The 12,849-nt window shown below is 45.5% G+C and carries 12 protein-coding genes; 6 read left to right on the top strand and 6 right to left on the bottom strand.

Annotated features, from left to right (window positions below):
- Nucleotides 1-25: 25 nt before the first annotated feature.
- Complete coding sequence (locus G517_RS18175; protein ID WP_051206196.1) at nucleotides 26-892, top strand: DUF6920 family protein; 867 nt, start codon at nucleotides 26-28, stop codon at nucleotides 890-892.
- 87 nt (nucleotides 893-979) lie between these two features.
- A complete protein-coding gene (locus G517_RS0107345) occupies nucleotides 980-1,852 on the top strand; it encodes a Rossmann-like fold-containing protein (protein ID WP_028303875.1) in 873 nt (290 codons plus the stop codon).
- Nucleotides 1,853-1,893: 41 nt separating this feature from the next.
- Here the strand turns inward: G517_RS0107345 and G517_RS0107340 are convergent, their stop codons facing one another.
- The 3 genes from G517_RS0107340 to G517_RS0107330 all read right to left on the bottom strand — a co-directional run bounded on the left by G517_RS0107340 (nucleotide 1,894) and on the right by G517_RS0107330 (nucleotide 4,429).
- On the bottom strand, nucleotides 1,894-2,643 hold the full coding sequence (locus G517_RS0107340; RefSeq protein ID WP_028303874.1) for a sulfite exporter TauE/SafE family protein: 750 nt from the start codon (nucleotides 2,641-2,643) through the stop codon (nucleotides 1,894-1,896).
- The gene (gene rlmF / locus G517_RS18170; RefSeq protein WP_245543209.1) at nucleotides 2,636-3,814 is read right to left on the bottom strand and encodes a 23S rRNA (adenine(1618)-N(6))-methyltransferase RlmF; all 1,179 of its coding nucleotides are present in this window, start codon (nucleotides 3,812-3,814) and stop codon (nucleotides 2,636-2,638) included. Before rlmF ends, G517_RS0107340 begins: the two co-directional genes overlap by 8 nt.
- Nucleotides 3,815-3,952: 138 nt before the next feature.
- Nucleotides 3,953-4,429, bottom strand: a complete 477-nt coding sequence (locus tag G517_RS0107330; RefSeq protein ID WP_028303873.1) for an Lrp/AsnC family transcriptional regulator — start codon at nucleotides 4,427-4,429, stop codon at nucleotides 3,953-3,955.
- Nucleotides 4,430-4,897: 468 nt separating this feature from the next.
- Between G517_RS0107330 and leuA the strand changes: the two genes are divergently transcribed.
- Together leuA and G517_RS0107315 are read left to right on the top strand one after the other, a co-directional pair.
- Complete coding sequence (gene leuA, locus G517_RS0107320; RefSeq protein WP_028303872.1) at nucleotides 4,898-6,568, top strand: 2-isopropylmalate synthase; 1,671 nt, start codon at nucleotides 4,898-4,900, stop codon at nucleotides 6,566-6,568.
- Nucleotides 6,569-6,867: 299 nt separating this feature from the next.
- Nucleotides 6,868-8,736, top strand: a complete 1,869-nt coding sequence (locus G517_RS0107315; RefSeq protein WP_028303871.1) for a hypothetical protein — start codon at nucleotides 6,868-6,870, stop codon at nucleotides 8,734-8,736.
- A gap of 64 nt (nucleotides 8,737-8,800) precedes the next feature.
- On the opposite strand, the gene G517_RS18165 is transcribed toward G517_RS0107315, so the two are convergent.
- The 3 genes from G517_RS18165 to G517_RS18160 all read right to left on the bottom strand — a co-directional run bounded on the left by G517_RS18165 (nucleotide 8,801) and on the right by G517_RS18160 (nucleotide 11,306).
- Nucleotides 8,801-9,442, bottom strand: coding sequence for a YitT family protein (locus G517_RS18165; protein ID WP_051206195.1), 642 nt, complete (start codon nucleotides 9,440-9,442; stop codon nucleotides 8,801-8,803).
- A gap of 240 nt (nucleotides 9,443-9,682) precedes the next feature.
- Nucleotides 9,683-10,300: a nitroreductase family protein gene (locus G517_RS0107305; protein WP_028303870.1), complete on the bottom strand. Its 618-nt coding sequence runs from the start codon at nucleotides 10,298-10,300 to the stop codon at nucleotides 9,683-9,685.
- 64 nt (nucleotides 10,301-10,364) lie between these two features.
- The gene (locus G517_RS18160) at nucleotides 10,365-11,306 is read right to left on the bottom strand and encodes an EamA family transporter (protein WP_036590769.1); all 942 of its coding nucleotides are present in this window, start codon (nucleotides 11,304-11,306) and stop codon (nucleotides 10,365-10,367) included.
- Between the two features lie 132 nt (nucleotides 11,307-11,438).
- On the opposite strand from G517_RS18160, the gene G517_RS0107295 reads away from it, so the two are divergent.
- Both G517_RS0107295 and G517_RS0107290 read left to right on the top strand, forming a co-directional pair.
- The gene (locus G517_RS0107295; protein WP_028303869.1) at nucleotides 11,439-11,948 is read left to right on the top strand and encodes a MarR family winged helix-turn-helix transcriptional regulator; all 510 of its coding nucleotides are present in this window, start codon (nucleotides 11,439-11,441) and stop codon (nucleotides 11,946-11,948) included.
- 111 nt (nucleotides 11,949-12,059) lie between these two features.
- Nucleotides 12,060-12,848 (top strand): ABC transporter ATP-binding protein, encoded by a 789-nt coding sequence (locus tag G517_RS0107290; protein ID WP_028303868.1) that lies wholly within the window; start codon nucleotides 12,060-12,062, stop codon nucleotides 12,846-12,848.
- Nucleotide 12,849: the final 1 nt, after the last annotated feature.

Below are 12,849 nucleotides of genomic sequence, written 5' to 3'. Positions count from 1 at the left end.
ATTTAGACAAGGGAGCACTACAAGGATGTGGTTTAAAGCAGCGGGAATTTTTTTCGCGACGCTATTTATCGTGTTTGCTTTTCTCATGGGTTGCCAGTCTCAATGGCAACGACGAAGCCAACAGCTCGTTCAGGATTTTTACAAGCCAATCCCCGATCTCACCGAGATTTCAAAATCGAGTGTCTATCGCCCAGAGCATGAACTGAAGGGATTACCTGAGCCGGTTCAGCGCTATTTTCAGCAAACGCTTGTCCCAGAACAGCCTTTAATTCGAGACCTTACCCTGAGGCAAGCCGGTAGGATTAATCTTTTATACCACGGGGTTGCTTGGAAACAGTTTACGGCCCAGCAGGATGTCATCATGCATTCGCCGGGCTTTATCTGGCAAGCGAAGGTCAGTCTGGCCCCCAGTATTAATGCTTTCGTTATTAATAGTTATCGCAGTGGCCGAGGCTGGTTACATGCCAAAATAATGGGCTTGATCACCGTTGCAGAAACGGATGATGCAAGGGCTTTGGCAGAAGGGGAGTTAATTCGTTTTCTAGCTGAAGCCCCTTGGTTTCCTACGCGATTGCTACCCTCCCAAGGGGTTCACTGGCAAGCCATTAATAATCGCTCTGCCCAAGCAACATTAATTGACAACGGGCTGACGGTAAGCGTGATCTTCACTTTTGATGACGAGTTTAGAATCATCAAAGCGTCCTCAGAGGAGCGTTACCGGCAGAACTACAATGGCGAATCTATTTATGCACCATGGGAAAGTCGTTTCTCTGACTACCGGCGAGCCGGGGGAATGCTATTACCCCATGCAACAGAGGCCGGTTGGATTATTGATAAGCAGTGGCTCAGTTATTGGCAAGGCGAAGTGACAGACTGGGATATTCGTTTTTAGCCTGCTCCCTAGTCGACATTTAATCAATGTCTGATAGACTCGCCTGCTTTTTAATGATTCTATTTATCTATTATTTGGCTGTTGTGCATGTATCTTGATCCAACTTGGCGTGTTCTTACCATCGGGGATGGCGACCTCTCTTTTTCATTGTCACTGGCAGATTCTTTCTTATTAGAGAGCCCTTTGCTATTAGAGCCGAACGCCAAAGGATTGGCTGCTAAAAAAGGTTCTGTCACGGCCAGCGTACTTGATAGTGAAGCCCTGCTGCTGGCCAAATATCAAGACTGTGCCTTTAATGAGCTTAAGCAGAAGGGTGTTGCGGCGTATACCGGCTTGGATATTACCGATGCTTCTACTTGGGCGGATACGCTAAAGGGGCAGTTTGATGCTTTAATCTTTCAGTTTCCGCTGATTCCTTCCTTTACCAGCAAAGCAGATTTTGAGCGGGCCGGTGGCTTAAGTACCAATCTACTGAATCGCCGTTTGCTGCGTTTGTATCTCAAGCACGGGTTTGACTTTTTTCTTGATCCAGACGGTGCGCAGTTGGCGCTGATTAGCTCAAAAGATCTTAAACCCTATAGCCAATGGGATTTAGAGTGCGGCATTCATCTTGATTTGATGACGCAGCAAAAACAAGCGGTGCAGCTACTGGGGCAATGCCCCTTTGATCAACAGCGTTTTACCGGCTATCGCATTCGTAATGTGGATCGTGATAAACAGATTCGAGGCACCAAGGGCACGACCTATTATTGGAGTGTTAAACCTGCACCGGAGGCGCTTATGGCGCAATTAACCGCCCCAACGCATTCTGTGGGCGAACCGGTATCGGATCGGTACTGCAACTGGTGCCATACAGGGCCATTTGCCTCTAAGGAAGATCGCCAAGGTCATTTGGAGTCTCGCCGCCATCAAAATATGCAATCTTTGGATGATGACTGGCGAGCATTCTTGCAGGTATGATTTCAATGGCTTCTATCTAAATAGCTTCTATCTCTATTAGATTAAATGGCTTCTACGATAAGTTTAATGCCGGTAATAAACAGTAGTCCGTAGCAGGCCATATAGAACCAGAAGTCATTGATTTTTTTATGCAGGTACATGCCAAAGTAAACCCCTATCGGGGCAAAAATCAGCAGCATCAGCGAGGTCATCAGGTTGGCACTGTCGAATAACCCTAACCATGCGTAGGGTATCAATTTGGTAAAATTAACGACAGCAAAGAAGATCACCGTTGTACCGACAAAGAGCGTTTTATCCAGCTTCTGCGGTAGCATATAGATATTCATGGGCGGGCCGCCAGCATGAACACTAAAACTGGTAAAGCCTGCCAACATTCCCCAAAAGCTTCCCTTTAGCCGGTTGGCTTGGGTTACTTTTTCTGGGGCTTTTCGTAGCTTTTGATAGCCGTAGTTGAGCGTGAAAAGCGTTGCGATTAAGCCGATCATCAGCTTGATATGATTCTCGGTTAGGTGGCTAAAACTTAGCGCGCCTAATAGAATGCCGACGATGGCTGCCGGTAGAATAATCTTTAAGTTCGTTTTATCGTAATGGCCGCGAAACCCCCACAGCCCAATCAGATCCATAACGCACAGAATCGGCAGCATAATGGCAGCGGCCTGAAAAGGGGGGATCGCCAGTGAAAGAATCGGCACGGCGACCATACCTAAGCCACCGCCCATACCTCCCTTTGATATTCCGACGATTAATACCGCAGGAATAGCCACCAGATAAAACAGTGGATCATCAATCATTGTTTGGCTCTAGATCGTCCTGTTCAAGGTCTTCAGCGTCTAGCGCTTTATCATCACCATCAAGCTCTTCATCACCACCATCACCAAGCTCAGCGGCATCTCTTATCTGTCCAAGGGGGGCATCCCAACTGATTTCTGACCATTCTAGATGCTCTTCGGAGGTTAAAAAGCTCCAAGCGATGATACGGCTGATTTTATTGCCTTGAGCCATCTCCAGCACTTTAACTTGGGCAACACCAGCGTCTGCTAAAAGCTGTTGTAATTCTGGGATATGCTCTTTGCGGGATACCAAGCTGGTAAACCATAGGCATTGACCCGCAAAGTCTTTACTTTCGGTGATCATGGTGTTGAGAAAACCCATTTCTCCGCCTTCACACCAAAGCTCTGGCTGTTGGCCGCCAAAGTTTAGGGTGGCTTTGCTTTGAGGGGTATCCGTATCCACGTCTCTATCGACTTTGTTTAGATTGTCTACCTTGCGCTGGCTGGCGGCTTGAGCGTCTTCTTCCGAGGCATGGAATGGAGGGTTGCATATGGTGAGATCAAACACCTCTTTCTTCTGGATGATACCGTGAAAAATATGCTGCTCATCAAGCTGCTTACGACAACGGATGCGCCCCGACAAGTTGCGATTCATTTTTACGAGTTGCTTCGCTGTGTTGTAAGCCACCGCGTTAGAATCCGCCGCGACAAACGACCAGCCATAAGCTCGGCTACCAATAATAGGGTAAATGCAGTTAGCGCCAGCACCGATATCCAATACGCTAATTTTTTTACCTTTAGGCGGCTCCCTGCGTTGGCCTGAGGCCATCAGCAGATCAGCAACATTATGGATATAGTCCGCACGCCCCGGCACCGCAGGGCAAAGATAACCCGCAGGAATATCCCAGTATTGAATACCGTAGAATTGATATAAAAGACCACGGTTAAGATCCCTTACGGCCACAGGATCGCTAAAATCGATCGACGTATCACCGCGTGGTGTCGTTGTTAGCTTTTCTTTTAGCTCAGGCACCAGCTGACACAGGCGGTGAAAGTCATACTTGTTGTGAGAGTCATTGCCTTGATGGGGATTTCTTGGATGCAGGCCGGTCACTTTTTTCTTTTGCATCGCTTTAGCCTTCATCCAAGGGTTGGGTACGTTAGATGACTTGGGCGGTTTTGACTCAGACATATCAGGTTCCTGTGACGGCTTATAAGCGGAAGGAGAAAGTTGTTAGCTAAAACTAAAGATAGCGACAAAAGGCGGCATTCTACCCTAAATACCCACTTTAAGGGATGTTTTAGGCATATAATAAGTAACGATCTAAGCTTATCCCAGATGCTGTAGTGAAACGGCGGTGGTATCGACAACACGTTTCATTACAAAACTGGAACGTACGCCGGTAACCCCGGGAATTTGAGTAATCGTATTCAGCAAAAAAGCCTGAAAATATTCCATGTCCGGCACAACAACCTTCACGGTATAGTCTGCGCTTTGCCCTGTGACCAGATGGCATTCCACGACTTCAGGGCATTGAGTGACGACGTTGTTAAAAGCCTCAAATCGATCTGGTGTATGTCGATCTAAAGCGATCTGAATATATGCCGTCAGCTTTAAATCCAGTTTAGAGCGGTTTAAGCGAGCCACATAGCGTTCGATAAACCCTGCATCTTCCAATTGCTTTACCCGACGAGAGCAAGGTGATGGCGATAGCCCCACTTTTTCTGCTAGATCTTGGTTGCTGATACGGCTGTCTTCCTGCAAGGCTTCTAAAATACGGCGGTCGGTACGGTCAAGTTTTATCATGGATGAGGCTCCTTGGATTATTTTTTGCTGGCTTTACGCGGGCTTTTCTCGATCTTCTTTCGGGTTTTCAACAGGTTTAAAATTGCGGTTTTTTTGATTATTTTGGTGCTCATCTTATAACTTAAGAATAGAGGAAAAATAAAATTGCTCAAATGGTATTTTTTTTGGAATAATATTGCGAAATCTATGGTTTTTGGCGTAAATTAGCAATCCTGATGCAGGACAATTTTTATATACTGTCTCCGTTGGCAGTACTGGGCCTACCTCATAAGGGGAATTACCTTGTGCAATACAGTGCTTCAAAAGAGCCTGCCGAATAAGGGCGGCGTATTGCACCTGCCAACGCTTTCTTTATCTCAGATAGCGATAAGTGATTACAAAACCAGAGTGATAACTGAATTAAGACCGACCAAACGCAACCATTAAAAATGATAACGCGTTATGGCAAATACACGTAAGGAGCTCGCCGTGAGCCGTTTTGACCACAAGAAATACAGTCCTTTTCCAACTATCAACTTGCCTGACCGCCAATGGCCGAATCAGGTTCTCGACAAGGCACCAACATGGTGCAGTGTTGACCTGCGTGATGGTAACCAAGCGTTGATCGACCCGATGACGGTTGCGCAGAAGAAGCGACTGTTTCAGCTACTGGTTAAACTTGGCTTTAAAGAGATCGAAGTAGGTTTTCCGGCGGCGTCTCAGCCAGACTTTGATTTCGTTCGTGCTTTGATCGAAGAGGACATGATTCCTGACGATGTGACGGTTCAGGTGTTGACTCAGGCCCGTGAAGCCTTGATCGACCGTACCATTGAAGCGTTGAAAGGTGCTAAGAAGGCGATTGTTCACGTTTATAACTCAACGTCTACGGTTCAGCGTGAACAGGTTTTCTGTTTAGAGCGTGACCAAATTGTTGATATCGCCGTTAATGGCGTGCGTATGGTGAAAGAACGTGTTGCCAAGCACACGGACACCGAATGGCGCTTGGAATACTCTCCTGAGAGCTTTACCGGTACAGAACTTGATTTTGCCGTTGAAGTTTGTGATGCGGTTGTCGCGGAATGGGGGCCAAACCCTGAGAGTAAAATTATTCTGAACCTGCCTGCGACCGTTGAAATGTCGACACCGAATGTGTTTGCGGATCAGATCGAATGGTTCTGTCGTCATATTAAGCACCGTGAATGCCTAGAAATTAGTATGCATACTCATAATGACCGTGGCTGTGCTGTTGCAGCGGCTGAAATGGGCGTAATGGCTGGTGCCGACCGTGTTGAAGGCACCTTGATGGGTAATGGTGAGCGTACCGGTAATATGGACGTGATCACCATGGCGATGAATCTATACAGCCAAGGTGTTGATCCTGAGTTGGATCTAGCGAATGTGACAGAAATTATTCAGGTGTATGAAGCCTGTACTAATTTGGAAGTTCATCCCCGTCACCCCTACATTGGTGAATTGGTCTATACCGCATTTTCCGGTAGTCACCAAGATGCGATTAAAAAATGCTTGAGCAAATATGATACCTCTCAGCCTTGGGAAGTGGCGTATCTGCCTATCGACCCGAAAGATTTGGGTCGTAGCTACGAAGCGGTTATTCGTATTAATAGCCAGTCCGGTAAAGGCGGCGTTGCTTATATTTTGGAAGCGGAGCTGGGCTTGAAACTACCCCGCTGGTTACAGATCGAGTTTGCCGGTAAGGTGCAAAAACATACCGAAGCCCAAGCCCGTGAACTCAAACAGAGTGAGGTTGTTGAGTTATTCCAGCAGCATTACTTGAATACTGAGCGTCAGTTCGAGTTGGTAACCTATAAATTGGAGCGTAGCGATCAGGACTTCCTGAATGCCACAATCCGTTGTGGTGAGCAGGTTGTTGATTTGAGCGGTGATGGTAACGGCGCGATTCACGCTTTAACCGAAGCGCTATCCGCCTATATTGAACAACCGGTACAAATTACGGAATACTCTGAACATGCGCTGTCAGCGGGCAGTGATGCTAAAGCAGTAACCTATGTACAGGTGAAACTTGGTGACGAAACCTGTGCTGGCGTGGCGATCAGTGAAGATACGGTAGCGGCGAACCTGAATGCGGTACTGGCTGCGGCCAGTATGCTAATCGAGAAAACAGGATTAACAGCAGCCTAATTTTAGCCTTGCTCGTTTAAAGATGAGGCTGATGCCTTGTCACTTAAGTTCTGTTATTTAAGCCCTGTGATTTGAAGAAGTCTATAATCTAGATATTTTCATTGCACAGGGCTTTTTGGTTTGTCCCTTTGATAAAAAAGCAGAACGATCCGCTTAAACCTGTATCTGCGAGGCTCAATGTCCTATAAAATCCGGCATCTTAATTTGAGCGTTAGTGGTTTATGGCAAGGTTAGGTGATCTTGATTTCAGCTTAACCTTGGCATAGTGGTAGTTGGATTTACCTTGGAGGAAGAGCGGAGTGGCTTTTGATTATGGGTCGATAGATTTAGGGCTTAAAAACCCCTTTAAGAATGAAGGTCGTGTCACGGCTGTGCGGGGGGTTATCTCCGCGGGTTTAGGGCTTTATTTATTATTTAGTGCCGTTGCCATTGTAAAAGAGAGCCAAATAAACGGCTGGATTTTGGTTGGTTTCGGGCTTTTCCTATTAACGCTGGGGCTAAAAGATACAGGCTCTGGTATCTTTGCGATTTTAAGATACTTTGTGGGTCGCAATCACCCGACATCATTGGCGTATAACTACAGTAAAACCGAGAGCGAGGCGGCTCAGCAAGAAAAGAGCACCGTGGCTTATACCGCTAAAAATCTTGAAGAGATGTTGGTTGGTCGTAAAAACTCAACCTTTGTCGAGCCCCAGGGCTTTATGGCACGCATGGTTCACACGCTGTTTCCCAAGCTACTGTTCTTGCCTTACCCCATCCGTAATATGACCCAGCGTTTGATCGGTGCATGGGTTAAATCAATTGTTGCTTTAGTCTCCTATGGCTTTGCCGCTTTTGTTTCCCTTACGGGGCTGGCTGGGGAGCTGGGGGAGAAAATCTTCCCAGTCTATTCCTTTGTCTTACTGATTTATCTGCTACTTGTCTGGCGCAAAGCTTCTTTACCGGTGTCTCGCAGGGCGGAAAAAAATATTGAATCGTTAGGTTCATCTGACCTTGCTGGTGTTATTTCGGTGTCTATTGTCCTGCCCGTTGCTTCTGGCTTTGGCTTGGCTTGGTTGGCAAACAATACCCATTTTGATATGCAGCAATGGGATGCGCTTGCCGCGTTTATTCCCTCGGTTAATGTTGGTTTGTTTTTCTTAGCGACCGCAGTCTTGGCGGCGACAGGAAGCTTTCTGTTTTTTACCTTGATCGGTAAACGAAGCCAAACCGTAAACCCCGTAACAGAGGTTTCAGAGCTGCGTGAAAACTGGCAAGAGTCGGTTCACCCTAACGAGATCTTTATCAATCTAGACAATCTTGTGATGGCTAACCGTCGTTATAAAGAAGTACCTAACCGCGTTTATCGTGAATTAGACCCGCAGCTTGAAGAGCAAGTACAGGGCAAAGGGGGCTTTAAAGGTGAGTTAATTCAAGAGATTCAACCTAAAGTACATCCTGTTGATTACGGCCCTGTATTTGGTAAATTTAGAGGGCTGTCGCTTATTTTGGGGAATGTGCTTTTTGTCTCTGCAGCGGTCTGCACCTTCTTTTTAGCTTATCTGTGTGTTGACCTTCACAGGATTTTCCCCGATGACTTGAGCGCCCTAAGTGATAGCTCAAAAGAAGACGAGTTAAAAGCACTGGTAGCCTTGCTATCCAGTGGCTTAACACTGCTTCTTTTAGGTAGCTTGTTAAAGTCTTTCGCTTCGTTATTAAGCAGTGCGGCGCATATTTTTTATGCTGAAATTCAGTTTGAATCTCTGTTGATCTATTTTAAGTGCGAAGGCACCTTCTCAGAATCTAAAATCTCAACGGGTTCAGGTATCTACGATAGCACGCAATCTGAAAACACACTGGTACGAAGCAGTATTACACCGTGGGTTATCGTATCAAAAATAGTAACATCAACTTTCGCAGGTATTGGGGCTAAAAATCTAGAGCACCCAAGGCAGGTTCTTGAAATGCACAAATCTGATGATGAACTCTTTAAGATCAAAGAAGATGTAATTGCCTTCCTAAAAGATCGTGAATCTATCGCAGCGATTACCAGCGAGCGAGATCTAGGTAATGCATCTCAAATTCATCAGTTAAACCAACAAACGCGGGCGATGCCTAATACACCTCAAGGCGTATTAGAAGCCGAAGCCGCTGGTGGCCATATCACAAGGTCAGAACGTACGGATTAGAGCATTGGCCGAAACCAATCAGTAAAAATGGCTCCGTATCTACGGGGCCATTTTTGTATCAGGCTTAAGCGAGCGCTTTTTTCACTTTAGCGTGGTTTGGTCTATGGTAGCGGCGTAGCACCGAACTCATCACCAAAAAGCATAATAAAGAGTAGCCAATCTGCTCTAGGTTGATAGAGGCTGCGGCCACTAACAACAGCGTAATATCAAACCACATTAAAGATCTTCCTGAGTGGATTTGATATTTTTGTTCAAGATAGAGGGATAAAATATTGATCCCGCCTAAAGAACCACCCTCGCGAAATGCGATAAGAAGCCCAGTGCCCACTAAACCACCGGCTGCAAACGCAGCAATAACCTTTGGCATGGTTTCTAGCTGGATATGTAAGATCATAAGATCAGACAAGACAGAAACTGTCGTCATTGCCAGCAGTGTACGCAGAGCAAAACCTATTGGCTGAGTTTTAAGCGCCAGTGCAAAAAAAGGCAGGTTAATCAGAAAAAACAGTAAACCAAAGCTGATATCGGGTATCCAGTTCATTAGTAACAGAGACAAGCCTGCTGTACCGCTAACCAAAAGGCCGGCAGATTTTAAAAACCAAATACCAAGAGCCACTAAAAAACAGCCTTCAAATAAACTGTAATAGCGTTTAACAAAACCAAAAGAATCGTACTGTCTAATAGGACGCATGATAGGGGATAGCATAATAGCCTCACTTAGCGGGGATCTCCCACCTCGTAAAAAAGCCCAAACCCAGGATCTCTGGGATGGGCAATAAGGAGCAACGATAGTACACGTTGTGTATAGCTTAAAGCAATTATCATGCCTGGTTTTTTAGAGGATATTGCTGCTATTTTGGCTATTTTGTAGTGCATTGATTCGTTTTTTTGTTGAATTTATGTTCCTTTATGGTGCGTGGTCGCTGTGGTTGTATCAGAATGAGGCTTAAGCCAACGTGAGTATTTCCTCGACAGGCCGTCTTTCTTTTTGAGGCCAATTATTTTTCTCTGGTATACCAACAGTGATAAGCATCACAGGTATATCATCATCACCCAGTGGAAAGTGTTTCTTAATCTGCTCTGCATCGAAGCCTCCCATGGCTCCAGAAGCAAGCCCCATACCCTGAGCCGCGTACATCAGCGTCATTGCGGCCAGTGATCCTGAGCGAATAGCTTCTTCATGCTGCAGTTGAAAATTACCCTCATGGCTTCGAGAAGCCGCAGCTACCCATGCGTTGGCAATATCTGCTGGAATAGTACCAGCCTTAACGGATGGGGAGAGTCGTTTCTGGAGGGTTTTATGGGCTTGTACTTGGCCGCAAACAATAAAGGTAGCTGCAGCTGTTTCTACCTGAGGTTGGCCGAAAGCAGCGGCTTTTAGTAGCGCTTTTCCCTCATCCGATATGACGGCTATAAAATGCCAGTTTTGCAGATTATAAGCCGATGGTGAACAGCCCGCTAACCGTATCAATTCATTAAGAGTGCTGTGGTCTAGAACTGCATCTTTTTGGTATTTACTAACAGATTTACGTTGCTTGATAGCGTCTAGTATGGTCAAACTCATTGTTATATTTCCTGTAAAAGAAGTGTATGTAAAGGATTAGAAATGGGTTAATAAGTAGATGTTTTCAGTCAAAAAGATCACTAGGCTGTAGAGGTTTTTTCTGCTGATTAGGTCGCGTTAAATACGGAGAAAGCTGTACTACCAAGATGCTGAAAATCACGAGTAAAAATCCAAAAAGTGCCCAGCCTTCAATAATTTGGTCTAGAAATAACCAGCCCAAAGTAACCGCTGTTAAGGGGCTTAGTAGGCCTAATGATGAGACTAGTACAGGGGGGAGCTGCTGAATTCCCCGGAACCAAAGTAAATACGCGATCAACGTGCCGAATATAGATAGGTAGCCGTAGCCCAGTAGATTTGCTACCTCTAGTTTTGGCATAGAAGGTTCTAGGAGTAATGAAAGAGGTAGTAGCATTAAGCCACCTAATGTTAATTGCCAGCCCGTTAATGCCATTAACGCCATTGGTTTCTGGTTTTCCGGTACTTGCCAGTATTTAGAGAAATAGACGCCAAGAGCCATGCTGATAGCGCCAACACTAGCAGCGGTAATGCCGATAGAGTCCCAGTCAAAGGCAAACGCTCTAAACGGTGTCTGGCTATCTGGTGTGAGAATAAGTAGAGCCATACCGATAATGGCTGTGATACAGGCAGACAGTGCAAGCCATTTGAGAGGTTGTTTTTGTAGCAACCAAACCAACAATAGAAGGATTAAAGGTTGTATGGCCCCGATTACTGCGGCCAAACCACCTGGCAGCCGGTAAGCTGCAACAAAAAGTAGCGCCTGAAAGCAACCAATATTGAGTGCTGAAAGTACAATGAGCCTAGGCCACTCTGTGCGCTGTGGAAGGTAGCGGCTGAATGCAATTAACAGCAAACCTGCCGGAAGACAACGTATTACTGCCGCTGTAAAGGGCATACCCTCGGGTAAATACTCCGATGTGACAATATACGTACTGCCCCAACTCGCTGGCCCTAAAGCTGTTAATAAAAGTAATATGAACGTGTGCATGGTTTTCCTCGATAATTCGGAGAAATCAATTTGTCTTGATGTTAAGATAGTTTCAGCTTGATGTTATTTTATCTTGAAGTCAAGATAAAATGATGTGGGAATATTTTGAAGAAAACAGGGAAAAATAAAAATATGAAAACACCAACCCCTGATGCGGTTGATCACATCATTAGTCAGTGGCGGCGTGAAAAGCCTGAGCTAGAACTAAAAGCAATGGAAGTTTTAGGTCGATTGAAGCGAGCCTCTGCCCTGCAATCACCAAAGGTCGAAAAGGTTTTTTTGGAGTATGGCCTCAACCAGCCTGAGTTTGATGTACTGGCGACATTGCGTCGCTCCGGTGCACCCTATTGTTTAGCTCCTACGGCGCTGTTCTCAACGCTTATGGTTACATCCGGCACTATGACCAATCGTATGATGCAGTTGGAGAAAAAAGGACTAATTGAGCGTCTACCAAATCCTGAGGATGCCCGCAGCAAGTTGGTTAAACTCAGCGATAAGGGTTTTGAGCTGATTGAAACGGTTTTGCCTCATCATGTTCAAAATGGTCTTAACCTGATCGCTAAACTGGATGATAATACTCTGAAAACGCTAAACCAAAGCCTTAGACTGCTGCTACATGCCCTTGAAGGTGATGATCTGTAATAAGCCATAAAGAAAAATATTTTGGCCAAGGCTTGGCGTTTATAGCTCTGAATACTAACGCATTCAATAATGTTAATTAATAACTAACCCATCCATAAGGCTTAAATCAATATGTCCTCAACGCCACTTGCAACGCTTAAAAATATTACCGCTTTTAGGGGGGAACGTAAGGTATTAGAAGGTTTTAACTTAACCTTAAAGGCTGATGAAAGTGTTGCTATCCTAGGTCCAAATGGCTGCGGTAAATCGACATTACTAAAATTGCTTACCCGTGAAATTTACCATGTACAAAAACCAGACAGCGAGCTCTTGATTAAAGGGCAGGAGCATATCAACCTGATGCAGCTGCGTGAGTGGATTGGCGTTGTATCCCAAGATTTACAAGAGTTTTACACACCATACACTAAGGGGCGAGATGTGGTTGCCTCTGGTTTATTTGGTGCGATTGGCGTGCACAGCCATCTAACGCTTGACGACGCCCAGCAGCAACGGGTGGATGAAGTGATCGAGGCGCTAAATTTAGATTATCTCAGAGATACGATGTTTCAGCGGCTATCTACCGGTCAGCAACGGCGTTTGCTGTTGGCTCGGGCTTTAATTCATAAGCCTTCCACTCTAATCTTTGATGAACCAACCAATAGCCTAGACTTGCAGGCTTCTTTTGAGTTGGTTGCCATTATGCGTGAACTGGTACAGCAGGGGACAAATCTTCTGATCGCCACCCACCACGTACAGGAAATTGTGCCGGAGATTGAACGTATTATCTTTATGAAAGCAGGGCAGATTATTGCCGATGGTAGTAAAGCTGATCTGCTAACAGCAGAAAACCTTAGTGAGCTGTACGGCATTAAATTAAAACTTATGATGCAGGATGGCTTTTATCAGGTTTACCCTGGATAAC

Source organism: Oceanospirillum maris DSM 6286, from assembly GCF_000422865.1.
GTDB classification, from domain to species: domain Bacteria; phylum Pseudomonadota; class Gammaproteobacteria; order Pseudomonadales; family Halomonadaceae; genus Oceanospirillum; species Oceanospirillum maris.
The sequence above is the reverse complement of the archived record's forward strand: the minus strand, read 5'-3'. Positions and strand labels throughout refer to the sequence as shown.